At 57.7% G+C, this 16,960-nt stretch carries 9 protein-coding genes; 1 reads left to right on the top strand and 8 read right to left on the bottom strand.

The window, feature by feature from the left end:
- Positions 1-263: 263 nt before the first annotated feature.
- From DNK59_RS31670 to DNK59_RS15820, 8 genes are all read right to left on the bottom strand, one after another.
- The gene (locus DNK59_RS31670) at positions 264-650 is read right to left on the bottom strand and encodes a hypothetical protein (protein WP_146249907.1); all 387 of its coding nucleotides are present in this window, start codon (positions 648-650) and stop codon (positions 264-266) included.
- Positions 647-1,015 (bottom strand): hypothetical protein, encoded by a 369-nt coding sequence (locus DNK59_RS31665; protein ID WP_146249906.1) that lies wholly within the window; start codon positions 1,013-1,015, stop codon positions 647-649. Before DNK59_RS31665 ends, DNK59_RS31670 begins: the two co-directional genes overlap by 4 nt.
- Positions 1,016-1,190: 175 nt before the next feature.
- On the bottom strand, positions 1,191-1,640 hold the full coding sequence (locus DNK59_RS31660) for a hypothetical protein (RefSeq protein ID WP_146249905.1): 450 nt from the start codon (positions 1,638-1,640) through the stop codon (positions 1,191-1,193).
- Between the two features lie 497 nt (positions 1,641-2,137).
- Positions 2,138-2,512: a hypothetical protein gene (locus tag DNK59_RS31655; protein WP_146249904.1), complete on the bottom strand. Its 375-nt coding sequence runs from the start codon at positions 2,510-2,512 to the stop codon at positions 2,138-2,140.
- 264 nt (positions 2,513-2,776) lie between these two features.
- A complete protein-coding gene (locus DNK59_RS15835) occupies positions 2,777-3,052 on the bottom strand; it encodes a hypothetical protein (protein WP_110723791.1) in 276 nt (91 codons plus the stop codon).
- Complete coding sequence (locus DNK59_RS15830; RefSeq protein ID WP_256596394.1) at positions 3,053-11,803, bottom strand: hemagglutinin repeat-containing protein; 8,751 nt, start codon at positions 11,801-11,803, stop codon at positions 3,053-3,055.
- A gap of 27 nt (positions 11,804-11,830) precedes the next feature.
- Positions 11,831-13,573, bottom strand: coding sequence for a ShlB/FhaC/HecB family hemolysin secretion/activation protein (locus DNK59_RS15825; protein ID WP_110723790.1), 1,743 nt, complete (start codon positions 13,571-13,573; stop codon positions 11,831-11,833).
- A 407-nt stretch (positions 13,574-13,980) separates the two neighbouring features.
- Positions 13,981-15,321 (bottom strand): DEAD/DEAH box helicase, encoded by a 1,341-nt coding sequence (locus tag DNK59_RS15820; RefSeq protein ID WP_110723789.1) that lies wholly within the window; start codon positions 15,319-15,321, stop codon positions 13,981-13,983.
- Positions 15,322-15,514: 193 nt separating this feature from the next.
- Between DNK59_RS15820 and DNK59_RS15815 the strand changes: the two genes are divergently transcribed.
- Complete coding sequence (locus tag DNK59_RS15815; RefSeq protein ID WP_110723788.1) at positions 15,515-16,813, top strand: mechanosensitive ion channel family protein; 1,299 nt, start codon at positions 15,515-15,517, stop codon at positions 16,811-16,813.
- The last annotated feature ends 147 nt before the right edge of the window (positions 16,814-16,960 follow it).

The following is a 16,960-nucleotide window of genomic DNA, read 5'->3' as shown; positions in this document are numbered from 1 at the left end:
AGATGCTGGAATAGCCAAAGCTTGAATTATCCATTTTAACTTTGACAACATCAAACCAACCTCCAGAAACAAGCTTTTCCTTTTCCCCAGGATTCGGCTTATACGTTGAAGTATCAACTATCTTTATAGCTCCCTCCGTTGTAGTAGAAACTTTCTAATAAGCTCCTTCATGCCGACCCCCACCAGAATTAACTTGAATCTGCGAAATTTGGGGATACCCTTTTACCTCCACAATTAGAGTCTTGCTGAAACCACGAGTAAATTTAGGATGAGGCCTGTTTAAGCCAATCATCCCTCAGCCCCGTTAAAATATTCAAAACATTGGAATAACTCAAAAATGGCACGAAAAGAGAAAAACCAAAAGACTCACATTCAATATCTATAGGAAGATAAAAATCAAAATCCTCTATTTCACCAGAGAAAAAACTTGCATTCAAATGACTTTTTACAGCAACAATCTCCTCAAAAAAAACCTTGCGAACCTCATCTTTTTGCGAAACCAAAAACCCATCTACACATATATCTAAAACGCCACTCTCAAGTTTTACAGAACAAAGCATCTGCCTTTCATCTGCAACCTCATAAAAACGCCCTCGACCCGATGCATCTAGCTGCCTCATTCTTTGTTCAAGGGTACGACGAATCTTCACTTCTCAAGTCCTTTTAAGAATCCTCTTAACCCTTCTCGGGTAGCGGGAAAACTGAAGGAAAAATTTTGCTTAACATTATCCACACTACCCGTACCCAACATCGCTCCTTCCTCAGTTGCATAGCGACCTTTTAAAGTAATTCTCTCCGCCCCTTGAGATTGAGCATAGTTGAGCATCTTTTTCAACGGACCAACCAACTCAGCTGCACCATCTGGCCCATCTGGCCCATCTGGCCCATAAGCAAAATATCCCTTTGAAGCACCTACAGAAAAGTCGTTAAATATTATCTCACCATTACTCAAACTAACCTTAGGAGAATAGATTGTTCCTATACCATTCGCAGCATCAAAAGAAGCAGAGCCCATTTTTTAGAGGTACTCTTTGAACTATCTGACTCACTATACATCACCCCCGGATTCAGCTTGTGCTCCGGAGTCACATAGGCGCCATCCTTCTGCACCCAATCCAGTTGAGTACCGCCGGTATGCGGCGTTGTAATAACTCCGCCAGTGTTTAGTCAAACACGCCGCTTCTACTACTCTACTTATCAGGGATCAACCCCATCAAAGAGCTACAAAAATCATCTACTGCTGAAAACTCAATACTAGCTTCAAATCCAAAATACACATTTGAAGAATCTTCATCCTTCCCTCCAAAATTAAATAAAAATCCGATCCGAAAATACCCCTCCTCCAGGCTATCAGCTTCTCCCCCCATAAACCTTATTTGAAAATCATTTTCCAACGGCATAAAAACCAACGCCCCATCAACCTTATCAGCGAGCACTGACATTTTATGCCTATAAAAATACTCCACGAGTCTTTTTATATCGTCAAAGTTCAAACTACAAAAAAGTCTATCCGGCAGACAACCTGAAAATTTCTTATTCCAATCACAGACAACATCAAAATCAAAAAAACAATTCTTAGCCCCTGTACTTTTTACAAGAAATCTTAGCACCCCCGCCTCGGATTCAAGTTCAACTCTCACACCACTTCCTCACTTAAAAAGGAAAACTTTCCCAGCCTTGGCTTCGGGCCATCTTCTGAACATCAAACCTATCAAAATTACGCATACCAGTAACAACACCCTCTTCCCCTTCGATAACCAAACCATACTTTAACTTACTCCACCCCTTACTTTCCGACAAAAAAAACAACACCATCACTTTGATTGTTTTATGTATTGCATTACTAACCAAACTCTCAATCCACTTAAGCCACTTAGAACTATGATATTAAAAAACTTTCAACCGAGCAATTTGTCGACACACACCTCAGAATTTATAGATGGGTTAAACCTTACCCCTGAAATCAGCTTGTGCTCCGCAACTACAACCGATAAAACTTAACGCCGGGCACAGACCCAACTAATCCGCCAAAAAACTCAAAAAACAACCATCACATGAGTAAATACAAGCCCAAACACACCACCGCTGAAGACTATCTAGCACATAAAAAAACAACACTAAATCCGATAAGCCATGACTATCTACCCCCCAAAACTAGAGCCCCGCAAAAACTAGCTGGATCCACACAAAAAGCAAAAAATTTAGAATCCTTTACCTTTTCCAAAACTAAGGGCAATTCAGGCTCAACAACCTCACCACTACCAAACAGCACCAAGCTACAATCAAAGTAAGCGGCAAGACCTACAACACCCCCTAGCAGAGATAAAAATAAGCGCCTCAAATCCAGACAGCATAAAATATCATTTTCCCAAACCTCTACTCGACCACCATTCTCATAACCAAATATTCTTATCTCACTAGTCCACAACTCAACTTCCGAAAGCAAACAAGCAATCTCGGCCAACAACAACAACAACAACAACAACAACAACAACAACAACAACAACAACATTCCCCATCCCTAGCCAATAGTTAGGAAAGCCGCCTAGAAGCTCCTCTCCGCCCTCTCCCCACTATATTCAGACAGCCGCCCCACTATTTTCCCACAAACACCTACTACTCCCGCATCAGAAACTAAAGTAAATTTAGAATACCAAACAGCCCCCTCCTCTCTATTTAGGCTACAGATATCTCCTATTGTATCCAGTACGTCACTTCCTTTAGACCTTTACGCAGCAGTCATAACAAAAATTGTTATTACAGAAAAATCCACCAATCAAGTTTCCCCCTCCAAAAAGTCGTCCCCTTCAACATAGTCATACAACTGGATCTGCGAAAAGTCGTCATCATTAACGAATAGTAAATCATGCCCTTCATGCTGCTGAAAAAAGGCCTGAATAATATCCCACGCACGCTTATCATTAAGCCAAGCTCTTTCCTTGTCAGAGTAAACCCCCTGAACAACTAATCGCCCTCCCTCCTTCGCCAGCTTCTTTCCTAAGTTCAATGAAATTCGGCAAGTTTTGCAGCACAAATAATAATACGTCCCCATTTACTTCCCTCTCACAATCGGCATTTGAATAACCCCATGTTGTGTGATTGCAAAAACCTGCTCCAACTCAGGACGCTTCGGCACCACGTTATTTAAAGCTCTATCTATATAGCCAGCAACCTGCTCAGATGACAAACTCAATGCACGCGCATCAATAACCACCGCACTTGGAAAACCATTAAGCTGCGAACTCCCGGTACTAATATTTCGCTCAAATATTCTCTTTATACGATTATCCGTCAACTCTGACACCGGAGCATCTGGAGTTTCAAAAGTTTTAAACTCTGCACGAAGCCTTGTGCCATCTGGCAAACGAATAGTCGCGTCACCACTTGGTGTATTAGAGCCTCTCAACAGAACACTCACCCCTCGCTCTTCGGCAAGAATATTAGCAATATCAATTTCTTTTTGTAGAGGCAATCTACTATCAGGGAGGTTCTGTGCAATGGTCACAGTTCCTTTTTCCGATACCTTTTCACTATACACAATACCCGGACTTAGCTTGTGCTCCGGAGTCACATAGGCACCATCCTTCTGCACTCCATCCAGTTGAGTACCGCCGGTATGTGGCGTTGTAATAACTCCGCCACCCTCAGCGTAGCCTCCACTGGCAGGATTCCATCCTGATGTATCAACAATCGGATTGACCAGCTTTCGGTTTTCATCATCAAGCAGGTGAATTGGAAACGCAGTGAGGGTTATAAACTCCCAAAGGCCGATCGAAATTTTTATCTGCTTCAGCACCTCTTCCTTTACAGCACCACCTGCTTTTTTAGCGCTCTCAACAACCGAGTTGGCTGTGTTACGCATATTTTCTCGAGTCTCGGGCGACGCTACCGAGCCAACTGCGTCACGCATATTTTCTTGAACCTGGGGCGTCGCTACTGAGTAAACCAGCGCAAACGCTAAGGCTGCCATCACTCCTGCGGCAGGAGCAGCAGCGAGATTTAGCGATCCATTTGAAGGGTTCTTCAAACTGGCCAACATTTCTGCCAGCTCAAGTGACTTTTCCGGGCTCTCGCGGGCGATATCCTTCATTCGAGCGATAAGAAGTTGCGCACGCTCTCCATTCGCTTCGCCGACTTTCGCCCGGATCAGATAATCCATACCCTCCGCACGCTTGTTCTCATCCTTACTGACGAGTTTTCGAGCGTTTTCACGGATCATCAGCACATTATTCACATGCTTGGATGCAAACTCGATATCGCTTCCCGCTGTCATTAGCACGACCATACTGGCCATAAGCTCGTCGAGCTTTAACAGCGCGTCTCGACTGTTCTCCCCATACAACTCAACATTCTTCTTCCACTGCTCATACGTCTTCTTCGGGCTCGCCACCGCTCCAAGGGAAGAACTACTCGCATACAAATCCGTACGCGACTCCTCATCCTTGGTGATCTCATACGCCTTGTTCACATCCCGGTTCAGCCCGGCCGTTGAATCGGCCCCGGTCTCGGCATCCTTGCGCACCACGATCTCGCCTGCCCCGACGGTGGCGCGCACGATCTGCTCGCGGTCCTTCTGGTAGTCCCAGCCGCTGACGCTCCAGCCGGTTTCACCTTCCTTGCCTTTACCCACCTGGCTGCTGTCTTGTGTGGTGCCACTACCAGAGCTGTAGGTGCCGCCCACGTTCAGGTAATAACCGTGTTCCTTGTCCTTGCCGGCGATATCGCTGAAGCCCAGGGTGCCGGTATCCAGCTTGAGGTTGCCGTTGTCGGCGGCGATCAGCGCACCGTCAATTTGGGTGTGGTTTTCGGTGCGGATATCGACCTTGTTCTTGCCAGTGATGCGGGTTTGCTCTTCAACCCAGTCGGTCTTGCCGGTGGTCTGGCCATAACCGACCGAGCCACTGAGCCCTGGTGCAGGACCAAAGGTGGCGGTGACGCTGATGTCGAATTCCTTGCCCTTGACCTTGCCGGTATCGGCGACCGAAGCGACGTTCAGGTCCCCGCCGACACGTCCGATCACTTCATCACCACGCAGGTTGGCACCCGCAATGTTGGTGTCCTTGCCACTGGTGAAGCCCAGACGGTCCCCGGCATAGAGATAGGCCTCTTGCTGGCGCTCGCCTTCACGCTCCAGATTGCCTTTGCCCATGCTGACGCTGACGTAGACGCCCACGCCTTCTGAACCAAAGGTGAAGCCCGCTTCCCCACCACCACTGTTGCGGTTGTTCTCGCTGCTGTGGTCGTTCTGCGCGGCGCGGATGTTCAGGTCGTTGCCGGCATCCAGGTCGATGTTGCGTCCGGCCTGGGCCTGGGTGCCGATCAGGTTCAGGTCGTTGCTGGCCTTGAGGTTGATGTCGCGCCCGGCATCCAATTGGGTGACGGTGGAGGAACCTTGGCTGCTCTCGGTGTTGGCGGTGCCGAAACTGCCGCCGACGCCGATCTTGAAGCCGCCACTGGTGCCGCCGTGAATGCCGCCCCACATCTCGGTGTTGCGGGTTTCCTCGCTGATGCTGCCTTTGGCCACATCCAGGGTGACGTCGCGCCCTTTGATGTTGATGTCGCGCCCGGCACCCAGCTGGCTGCCCTTGACGGTCACGTCGTTGTTGGCCGTGAGGTTCAGGTCGTTGCCGGCCTGCAGGGTTGAAGAGCGGTTGCTCTGCTCGATGATCTCCTGGCTGCTGCTTTGCTTGCTGTTGCCGAGTTTGACGTCGACGGTCGGCCCGGCGAGGAACTGGCTGACCGCGTCGACGGCCTTGAGGGTGCTGGAGGCTTTGCTGGTGTTGTTTTCGCCGTCGCCGGCGCCGTTCACCGCGTCCTTGGTCTTGCCATAGTTGTGGTTGAGGGTGATGCCCAGGCCATTGCGCTCGCTTTCGCGCTGCTGCTCGGTCACCCGCACTTCCCGGGCGGCGTCGATCTTGATGTCGCGGCCGGCCACCAGGTTGATGTCGTGCTCGGCCTTGAGGTCGGAACCAATTTGATTGATGTCGCGCTTGGCGTTGACCGACAGGTCTGCACCGGCGCTGATCTGGCTGGCGGCGGCGGTCTGGGTTTCGACGCGGTTCTTTTCCTTGTTGCGCTCGGCCCCGGCGAAGAAGCTCACACCGTTGTCGTCGCTGCTGACGCCCACGCCGACTTGCTTGCTCTTTTTCCAGTCCTGCTCCGCCGAGCTGTTCTGTGCCGCAACGACATTGACGTCCCGCCCGGCGTCGAGGCTGACATTGCGCCCGGCGCTAATGCCGCTGCCCACCACGTTGATGTCGCGCTCGGCTTTCAGGCTCGCATCGCGCTCGGCCAGCACCTGGCTACCCACGCTGGTGCTGCTTTGCGCCTGGCGTCCGGACTCCTTGGCCGAGGCAAAGGAGACGCTGGCCCCGGAGGAGGACAGCCCGACCTTTTTCTTGTACTGCTCGCTGCGGCTATAGGCGCTGTCGTTGGCCGAAACCAGGTTGATATCACCCGTGTCCTTGACCAGCCCGGCACGCAGTTCCACATCGTTGCCGGCCGTGGCTTCACTGGCCCGCAAGCGGATATCGTTGCCCGCAGCCACCACCACATCGTTGCCAGCGCTCAGCTCGCTGCCGACCTGGGTCGCGGTGGTTTGCAACTGGCTCTTGCCGCTTTTGGACAGGCCAAGGAAACCGGATTTGGTTTTCTTGCTGTAGGAGCCGTGCTCCTCAACGCCGGATAGGATCGCCACATCACCGGTGGCGCCGACCATCAGGTCTGCACCGGCCTTGAGCTGGCTGCCGATCACCGTGACATCGCGGCCACCGTTGATGCTCATGCCGCCATCGGCTTTCTTGCTGGTGTTGAGGGTCAGGTCTTTCCCGGCCTCGACCACGGAGGCGATGTTGGTGCTGTCATAGCTCTCCTGCTGCTTGCTGCTGCTACGTCCGAAGGAACCTTTGCTCTTCTTCGAGTAGAAAGAGGCGCTCTCGTCCTTGGCGGACAGCAGGCTAAGGTCGCGAGTGGCATCCAGCGCGACGTTTTGCTCGCCCTTCACCTGGCTGGCCACCAAGGTCAGGTCCTGGCCCGCCTTGATCGACAGATCGCCGCCAGCGGTCACCGAGGATGCCTGCTGACGTACCTGATCGTTACTGCTGGTGACCTTCTTGCTCTTCGACGCGCGGAGGCTCTCATTGGCCGCAGCCTCGATGGAGACATCACGCGCCGCTGCCAGTGCCAGGCTGCCCTGGGCCTCGACCTTGCTGGCCACCATCTGCAGATCCTGGCCGGCCGTGGCGGAAAGATTGCCACCGACCTGCACTTCACTGCCGTACTGGGTGGTCTGGCTCTGGCTCCAGCTGGTCTTCTTGTGGCGTCCGCTGCTGCTGTTCACTTGCTCAGTGGCCACCAGCGCCAGATCACGTCCCGCCTTGAGACTCGCATCCCCTCCAGCCTGGAGCACGCTGCCGCTGTTACGGATATCCCGTCCGGCGTCGATAGTCAGGCGGTTGCCCGCCTCGACCCGAGCCGCGCTGTTGAGGTAGTCGTTATGCTGGATCCCACCGCCATAACGGGTGTCCTGGCTGACTTTCGAACGCTCGTTGATGACGTCGCCCTGGGTCGCTACCAGGCTGACGTCCCGGCCTTTGAGAATCCCGCCCTGGGCATTGCGGATGCTTTGGGTGGCCAGCAGCGACAGGCGTTCGTTGGCCTCCATCAGACCGCTGTTGTCGATGTTCTGGGCGCTGGTCTGCAGTTGCGCACTGGCGCGCAGGGTGCCCTGGTTGGCCAGGGTGCCGCCGGAGATCAGGTTCACGTCGCGCCCCTGGATCAGCGCGCCATTGGGCGCCAGGCGGTTGTTGGCCTGGGCCATGTACAGCACCGGTACCAGGACCTTCTCGCCGTTGATCTGCTGCTCCTGCATCCAGACGATGTCGTGGGTCAGGGCCGCAACCTGGGCTGAGGTCAGGGCGACACCCGGTGACAGGTCAAGGGCGGTCTTGCTGGCGATCGCGTTGTCCATCAGGTAGCGGAACATCGCTTCGTCGCTGTCCAGCCCGGCGATGAAACGCTGGCCGGTGCGGGCAATCACCGCTTCGCGGATCAGCCGTTGTTCGTAGAGCCCGTCGCCCAGGCGGCGCTGGGTCTGGTCGCTGTTGAAACCGATGCGGCTGAGCAGGTAATCGGAACTGATGAACTGCTTGAGGTTGGCGAACGCCGGGTTGGTTTCAATCAGGTATTTGTGTTGCGGGTTGCGGCTGACCTTGAACAGGCCGCTGTCACCTTGCGGCAAGCTGAAACCAGGCAAGGCCAGAGGGTTGACCGCTTGTTGCTGCAGGTCCGGAGCGGCTTGCAGGTTCAACTGCGGCAGGGCCTGGGTGCTGCTGTCCACGGCGGTCAGGCCGACCCGGCTGGCACTGGCGGCTACGGTTTCACCCGGACGAATCAGGCTGTTCTCCAGCAGTTGGGTGCCGGTGATATCCACCTTGCCGGCGCCCTGGATGACTGCCGCGGCAACTTCGCCACTGCCGGAGGTCTCGACCTTGCTGAAGCCGATCTGGCTGCCGAGGGCAATCGCTCCCAGCGGCATCGCCGTAGGGTTGTAACTGGCAGAGTTGGGGTCGTTGTAGGCGTTGTAGCGCCCCATGTTGTTGATGAAGGTGTAGTAGGCGCCGTCGTCCTTGGTGTAGATCGAGTAAGCGTAATTGCGGATCTCGCCGCCACCGGCACCGATGTTCTTCAGGCTGTTGCTTTGCAAGCTGATGTCGCCAGCGGCAGAAACGGTACTGAACTGGTTTTCGAAGCTGTCGCCCTTGAAGGTCAGCTCGGCGCCGGAAATCAGGTTGCCGCGCTGGGAGTCCTCGGTGATTTTCGTGCCGTAGACCTCGGTCACCGAGTAGGAGGCTGCACAGTGCTTGCCCTTGCAGTTGTCAGTGAAGTGCAAGGTGATACGCCCGGAGGTCAGGGCCGGAAGAAAGGCGAACTTCTCCTTGCGGTTGACCAGGCGATTGGCCAGCAACTGCATGCCATGGGCGCTTTCAATAGTGCCGGAAATGTTTTCGATCAGGCTGGCCGGTTGTTGTCCCGGGGCATTCACGTCCAGGCGCCCAAGGCTGTAGATGTCACCCTTGTCGTTGGTCAGGCTGCTGGTTTCCAGCTGCATGTCAGCGCCGCTGAAGATCAGCCCGCTCTGGTTGACCAGGGTCGGGGTTTCAATATGCAAGGCATTGCCCGCCCCCAGGGTGCCTTGGTTGGTCAGGCTGTCGACCTTGAGTTGCAGGTCACCGGCGGCCGTGAGCGTACCGAGGTTCTGCAGGTGACTGCCGAGGGTGAAATCGGCGGCAGCACCGCTACGCACCTCGGCCTCTTGGCCAAGGTCGGCGCGGGCGGCAGCGAAAGTCATGCGCCCCTGGCTCTTGAGCAGGCCGTTGCCCTGGTAGGAACCACTGAGAATCAGCTTCAGGTCGCCATCGGTTTCCAGGCCGCCATCGTTGATCCAATGATTGCCGCTCGCCTCGACACCCTCGACCGAAACCAGCTTGCCACTGCGGGTCTGGGTAAAGGTCCCGACCTTCAAGCCGATTTTTTGTGCCTGGATCTGACTGGTGTTGCTCCAGTCCGCCAGGTCCAGATCCAGCCGGCTGTTGGTGATGAAACTGCCGCCGGCATTGCCGGTGTCCGCCAGGGACAACGCAAAGCCTTGCTGCCCAAGGTGGCGCACCAATCCTTGCTGGTTGCTCAGGCCCGCACTGCTCAGCAGCAAGCGCTGATTGCCGATCTCCACTAGGCCCTGGTCGTTATCGAAACGACCACCAATACTGAAGCGGCTCTCGCCCTGCTCGCCCAAGGCCCGCAAACGGCCCTTGGCGTTGCTCACTGAACCGGCGTCCACCGTGAGGCTTTCCCGGGACTCGATCAGCCCCGCGTCGTTGTCCAGCTTGCCGGCAAGTGCCAGCCCGATGGTTTCGGCGCTGAGGCTGCCCTTCTGGTTCTGCAGGCTGTCGACGGAGAGTTGCAGGTGCTTCTGGCTGGCGATCTCGCCCTCGTTGTTGCGGACCTCGCCGCCCTTGAGTTGCAAATCGCCTGCGGTGGACAGTACATGCCCCTGATCATTGATCAGACGGGAGCTGCTGCCGATCTCGACTGCCGCCCCGCGGACCTGCCCCTGAGTGTTGTCGAAGGTCGCGCTCTTGACTTCAAGCTTGCCAGTCTGGGCGTTCAGTCGTCCTTGCTGGTTGCGCAGTTCATCGGCTTCCAGGCTCAGTTTGCCGGCACCCGTGAGGATCTTGCCGCCGCCGTTGTCGAGGACCTGCTTGACCTTGGCCTTGAGCTCGCCCTGGTTGGCTTGCAGGGTGCCCTGGCGGTTATCGAGGCTGGCGGCATTGAGGGTCAAGTCTGCGCTTTTGCTGAGGATCAGCCCCTGATCGCGGTTGTCCAGGCTGTCGAGCGCCACCTTGAGTGACTGCTCGGCGGCCAGGGTCCCGCCACGGTTATCCAGACTATCGCCTTCAACCTTCAGGGCTTGCTGGCCAATCAACTGACCGCCACGGTTATCGACACGACCGGCCTTGAGGTGCAGATCCCCCGCTGCCACCAGTTCCGCGCCCTGGTTATCCAGGTGCTCCAGATCAGTCGTGAGACTGCCCCGGGCGTTGATACTGCCGGTGTTGGTCAGACTGCCGCCCTGAAGCTGCAAATGGCTGGCGGGATTGATGATCTCCGTGTCGTCTTGCCGCTGGAGCCCCGCATTGAGCTGACCGCGACTGACCACCTGCTGGCCTTCGAGGTGCAGGTCGCCGCCCGCCGTCAGGTTTTTGTCCACCGTGAGTGTTTCGGCGGCAACCACTTTGGCGTTCCGCTCCGCATACACCGACTCGGTCAGTTGCACTGCTTGCGCCTTGAGTTGCACGTCGCCCTGGGCTTGAGCACGAGCCAGGGTCAGCTTGCCGTTGGCGTCGATTTGCAGGTCACCACCGCTGGTGGCCATGTCCCCCGCCAGCTTCACCCCGACCCCGGCCTCAGTACCCACCAGCTTGATCGCCCCGGCGTACATGCCGCCCAAAGCTGACGAGTCGATCGCCAGTTGCGGCGCATCCGCGGGGTTGGCGGCGCGGGCCGTGGCGTTCAAGGTCTTGGCATCGACGTCGTTGGCCCCGGCGATCACCGCCAAGTGCTTGGCCTGAATCTCGGCGTTGATCTTGGCGCTGCGGGTGATGATTTCGAACCGGTCGATATTACTGGCGTTGAGCCCCGCGCCTTCGATGGCGACGCTGCCCTGGTCCACCTGGTAACGCTGGATCTGGCCGTTCTCGATCACCGGTTTGCCGGTGGTCAGGGTGGCCTTGGGGGTGTTGATGAAGCCGCAGCCGCTGCAGGTCACGCCATAGGGGTTGGCGACGATCACATGGGCCGATTGCCCGGCGACTTCGGTGTAGCCCTTGAGCTGGCTGGGGCTGCCGCCATTGACCTCGTTGAGGATCACATTGGCCGCGCGGCCACCCAGGTTGCTGTTGCCGATGATGTAGCCACCCAACTGGGTGTTCTGCAGGTTTTGCGTGGCGTTGTTGAGAATTACGCCCTGCTGGCCGACGTTGTAGTCGCTGAACTGGTTATGGGACAGGCCGCTGCCGTTGGGCGTGGCGATGTTGACGATGGGCACGCCATTGCCCGCCTGCCCCAGTGTTGTGCCGCTGCCGTTGACCACGATGCCGTCGGCCATCGCCACCACCGGCTGCCAGAACATCATGTTGGCGAGGATGAACGCCAACCCACGTTTCGACAGGCCCCAGAAGGTGTCGCGTGATTGCAGGGCAGCCGAAGGCTGGCGGGCCAGGAAGGCAAACTGACGAACGTCCATGTCAAGAATCTCAGGCAAAAAGCGGAATTAGAGGAACAGGTCCAAACGGAAGTAGATCGGTGCTTCCCGCTCACTCAGGGCATCTGGCCGCTCGAGGGAGTGGGCGAAAGTCAGGCTGGCGGCGAGGTGCTTGCCGCGGGCGAAGAACTCGATGGAGTCGCTGGAGACGCGGCCATGCTGCTCGGCGTTGTAGCGGTCGTTGCGAATCGCGCCGACGTCATAGCCGAGCCCGGTGCCGTACTCGGCGAACGCCGGGCGCAGCCAGTTCCAGGTCACCGGGCGACTCCAGCGCAGGTCGTTGCGCCAGTAGTAGCCGCTGTCGCCATTGAGGCTCTGGTCCTTGTAGCCACGGATCGAGGACTGGCTGCCCAAGCTCATGCGTTGCGAGCTGAACAGCACATCCTCGCTGCGCTGGCCGGTGACCAGGCTGCTGAACACCAGGGACTCGTCCCACAGCTTGAACGGCTGCAGGTAGCTGGCGGTGGCGGTGTATTTGCGATAGCGCGCGTTGGCCTGACGATTGCCATATTTGTCACGCTGTTTTTCGCGCTGGGCATCGAAGGCGCCGATGCCGTCCTGCAGCCCCAGGTCGAAGTTGACGAACGCGCCGCCGATGCGTCGGCCGTGGTTGATGCCGAACTGGGCTTCGCTGAGGCGGTTGCTGCTGTTGGCGAGCTTGCTGTCTTCGATGTAGTTGTTGGTGCGCAGGTAGCTCAGGCCGCTGTTGAGCGAGGTCTTGCTCACGGCGTCGCGGTGGATCACTCGCTCCACGCGCAGTTGGTGGTTCTGGCTGTCGCCGGTCTGCTTGAAGTTGAAGCCCTGCCCCTGGGCCAGGGAGCGGTATTCGCTCTGGCTGTAGCTGTAGCTGAGGTTCCACCAGCCAAACGGCAGGTTGTAATAGAGCATGGCGTTGCGCGAGGTTTTCTGGTGGTCGCTGATGGCGTCGTGGCCACCGCGCAGCACCAACTGGTCGGCCAGGCCCAGGGGACTGTCCCACTCGAAAGAGCTGCCCCACTGTTGCTCGCCGGTGCTCTTCTGGCCCTCGTTGCTGCGCGACAGACCGACGCGCCAGGGCTTTTGCGGGTTGTTCTTGACCAGCACTTCGCTGCCGCCCACGGCCTGGCCCGGGGCCAGTTCCATTTGCGCCTGGTTCGACGGCAGGCGGTTGAGCTGGTCGACCATCTGCTCGATCTGCCGCAGGTTGAGCAGCTCACCGCTGCTGCCGGGAAAGGCCATGTTCAGTTCACGGGCGCTGAGCTTGCTGCCGTCGGCGGCCTTGAGGCCTTCGAGCTTGCCTTCCACCACCAACACCTGCAGGTGGCCGCTGGATAGTTCCTGCTGCGGCAGGTAGGCGCGGCTGGTGACCAGGCCCTTTTCGAGGTAGCGGTTGGTGATGACCTTGAGCAGCTCGTTGAGCTGGGGCACACCCAGGCACTGGCCGATGTAGGGCTTGAGCAGGCTGTCACGCTCGCTGGCGGACAGCGAGTCGGCACCCTTGAGCTGGATATCCTTGATCGGGAAGCAGCGGCTGTCGGCCGGTGCGCTGGGCGCTACGGGCGTGGCGCTCTTGCCGGGCAGGTCCTTGAGCTCTTCGAGACGTCGCTGCTGTTCTTCCAGCAGGCGGTTCTGCCGATCGCGGATCAGCTCCTGGTCGCCGGGGCTGAACGTCGATGCAGGCAAGGGGGCGGCGAGCGCTGTGTGCAAGGGGCCAGTCAGCAGCAGGCAGGACAGCGCGCAGCACAACCTCATCCCGAGGGTGGAGACAGACATATTCGATCCTTCGAAAGGGCAGCAAGGTCAAGGAAGGGCGGGGATGTTAATGTGCCATCAACCTGGCGTCAAATAAGCGTTGAACGCCTCCGACAAACTACACAACCCCCGGAATCCGGGCCCTGCAGCGGGTGCCGCGACTAGATTTACCCTGCCACTGACACATCAGACACTTCTGAATCTTCAGGAAAGGTTTCTTGGCAACAACCTGTTAATCCGCCAGAAGCGTCTCTTCGAACTTGGGCTGCCTAGCCAAAACTCGGCGCATGGCCCAGATTGCCCGGGGTGCCGAAATGGCTCGGGAAGCCCAAGGCCAGTTGAAGCCATCGAGGCCCGGAGCCCCTCTGAAAGCCAGCCAAAAAAAACCCGGACCAGGTCCGGGTTTTCGTTTACTGCTGGCCGCTGGCTTACTCAGCCGCCGGCGCCTGTGGCTTGCGGCGCTTGAGCGGTGCCAGGCCGTCCTGGCTGACCAGGCTGTCGCTTTTCGGGCGGTTGGCGGTCTTGCGCTTGGTCGGCGACTTGGCCACGGCCTTTTTCTTGTCACCCTTGGCGTCGGTCTTTTTCTTCTTCACGCCAACGGCCTTGCCGGAGGCCTTGACCTTTTTCGGGCCGCTATAAGTGCCTTTGACTTCCTTGATGATGCGGCGCTCGAAGCTCTGCTTGAGGTAGCGCTCGATGCTCGACATCAGGTTCCAGTCGCCGTGGCAGATCAGCGAGATGGCCAGGCCATCGTTGCCGGCGCGGCCGGTACGGCCGATGCGGTGCACGTATTCGTCGCCGCTGCGGGGCATGTCGAAGTTGATCACCAGGTCCAGGCCATCGACGTCCAGGCCACGGGCGGCAACGTCGGTGGCCACCAGGATCTTCACCCCGCCCTGCTTCAAGCGGTCGATGGCCAGCTTGCGGTCCTTCTGGTCCTTTTCGCCGTGCAGTACGAATGCCTTGTAGTCCTGGGCCACCAGGCGGCCATAGATACGGTCGGCCATGGCCCGGGTGTTGGTGAAGACGATGGCCTTCTGGTAAGTCTCGTTGGCCAGCAACCAGTTGACGATCTGCTCTTTGTGCTGGTTGTGGTCGGCGGTGATGATCTGCTGACGGGTGGTTTCGTTGAGCTGGCTGACGCTGTTGAGTTGCAGGTGCTCAGGGTTGTTGAGGACCTTGGCGACCATCTCGCGCAGGCCGGAGCCGCCGGTGGTGGCGGAGAACAGCATGGTCTGCTGGCGGTTCGGGCATTCGTCCACCAGGCGCTGCACATCTTCGGCAAAGCCCATGTCGAGCATGCGGTCGGCTTCGTCGAGCACCAGTACTTCGACTTCCTTCAGGTCCAGGTTGCCGGCATTGAGGTGCTCCAGCATGCGGCCCGGGGTGCCGATGAGGATGTCCGGCACCTTGCGCAGCATGGCGGCCTGGACCTTGAAGTCTTCACCGCCGGTGATCAGGCCGGACTTGATGAAGGTGAACTGGGAGAAGCGCTCGACTTCCTTGAGGGTCTGCTGGGCCAGTTCCCGGGTCGGCAACAGGATCAGGGTCTTGATGCTGACGCGGATCTTCGCCGGGCCGATCAGGCGATTAAGGATCGGCAGGACGAAGGCCGCAGTCTTGCCGCTGCCGGTCTGTGCCGTCACCCGCAGGTCACGCCCTTGCAGCGCGAGCGGAATAGCCGCAGCTTGCACCGGCGTCGGCTCGACAAATTTAAGCTCGGCCACGGCTTTGAGCAGGCGTTCGTGCAGGGCGAATTGGGAAAACACGGGTGCTACCTCGAAGATATGCAAAAAAACAGCTGCATAGGGTAACGGTTTCGAGCGCGCAGGCCGAGTTTCTTTGTGCAAACGGTGGCAAAGAGTTGGTTTTTTGTGAGCCGATTTGTCCTTAACCGTAACTTTTCCAGGGTTAAATGCTCTAATCCTCCCCTCGTGTCCCATAGAAGAATCGTTTTAGCCCATGGATTTCAAACAGCTCTGGCTCAATACCCAGGACCTCTGGGGAGCCCTCGATCAACACCCTCTCCTGCACGCTGGCATCGGCCTGACCCTGTTGCTGGTGGTCGCCCTGGTGCTCGGACGGGTGGCTCGCTACCTGGTGCTGCACGCCATCAGGTTGCTGGGCCGCCAGCCGTCCTTGCACTGGCTCAATGACCTGCGCCGCAACAAGGTGTTCCACCGCCTGGCGCAGATGACCCCGTCCCTGGTGATCCAGTTCGGCCTGCACCTGGTGCCGGAGCTGAGCAAGACCAGCCTGCTGTTCCTTGGCAACCTGGCCATGGCCTTCACCATCCTGTTCCAGCTGCTGGCCCTGAGTGCCCTGCTCAATGCCCTGCTGGACATCTACGCCCGCACCGAACACGCCCGCACCCGTTCGATCAAGGGCTATGTGCAACTGGCGAAGATGGTGCTCTACGTGTTTGGCGCGATCATCATCGTCGCCACCCTGATCGACCGTTCGCCGCTGTTGCTGCTGTCCGGCCTGGGTGCCATGTCGGCGGTGATCCTGTTGGTCTACAAGGACACCCTACTGTCCTTCGTCGCCAGCGTGCAGTTGACCAGCAACGACATGCTGCGGGTCGGCGACTGGATCGAGATGCCCCAGGTCGGCGCCGACGGCGATGTGGTGGACATCACCCTGCACACGGTCAAGGTGCAGAACTTCGACAAGACCATCGTCTCCATCCCCACCTGGCGTCTGATGAGCGAGTCGTTCAAGAACTGGCGCGGCATGCAGCAGTCCGGCGGCCGGCGGATCAAGCGCAGCCTGTACATCGACGCCAGCGGCGTGCGCTTTCTGCATGACGACGAAGAAGTGCGGCTGAGCAAGGTGCGCCTGCTCACCGACTACATCGGGCGCAAGCAGGCCGAGCTCAAGACTTGGAACGAAGCCCAGGGCAATGTCGCCGCGCTGTCGGCCAACCGTCGGCGCATGACCAATATCGGCACCTTCCGCGCCTATGCCCTGGCGTACCTCAAGAGCCACCCGGAGATCCAGCCGAACATGACCTGCATGGTGCGCCAGATGCAGACCACGGCCCAGGGCATTCCCCTGGAGATCTACTGCTTTACCCGCACCACCGCCTGGGTCGATTACGAGCGCATCCAGGGGGATATCTTCGATTACCTGCTGGCGGTGATGCCGGAGTTCGGCCTGAACCTCTACCAGCAGCCCAGCGGCACCGACCTGCGAGCCGGTTTGCTGCCGGCGATAGCGGGCGCCAGCCATGTGCCGCAATTGGAGAAACACGCACTGTAAGCAAGTGTGGCGAGGGAGCTTGCTCCCGCTGGCAGGCAGCGCCCGCCCAAGGCGGCCAGGGCATGGCTTCAGGTCGATCGCGCAAGCAGCGCTTGCGGCCACCACGGTGGCCGAGCGGGAGCAAGCTCCCTCGCCACAACGATCTCA

It is taken from the genome of Pseudomonas sp. TKO26, assembly GCF_003225665.1.
GTDB classification, from domain to species: domain Bacteria; phylum Pseudomonadota; class Gammaproteobacteria; order Pseudomonadales; family Pseudomonadaceae; genus Aquipseudomonas; species Aquipseudomonas saponiphila.
This window is presented reverse-complemented; position numbering and strand designations above follow the sequence as displayed.

What these genes read in the sequence shown, in the direction of transcription:
- DNK59_RS31665 (WP_146249906.1), bottom strand. Translation starts at nt 1,015, where the DNA reads ATGGGCTCTGCTTCTTTTGATGCTGCGAATGGTATAGGAACAATCTAT.
- DNK59_RS31655 (WP_146249904.1), bottom strand. Translation starts at nt 2,512, where the DNA reads ATGTTGTTGTTGTTGTTGTTGTTGTTGTTGTTGTTGTTGTTGTTGTTG.
- DNK59_RS15835 (WP_110723791.1), bottom strand. Translation starts at nt 3,052, where the DNA reads ATGGGGACGTATTATTATTTGTGCTGCAAAACTTGCCGAATTTCATTG.
- DNK59_RS15830 (WP_256596394.1), bottom strand. Translation starts at nt 11,803, where the DNA reads ATGGACGTTCGTCAGTTTGCCTTCCTGGCCCGCCAGCCTTCGGCTGCC.
- DNK59_RS15825 (WP_110723790.1), bottom strand. Translation starts at nt 13,573, where the DNA reads ATGTCTGTCTCCACCCTCGGGATGAGGTTGTGCTGCGCGCTGTCCTGC.
- DNK59_RS15815 (WP_110723788.1), top strand. Translation starts at nt 15,515, where the DNA reads ATGGATTTCAAACAGCTCTGGCTCAATACCCAGGACCTCTGGGGAGCC.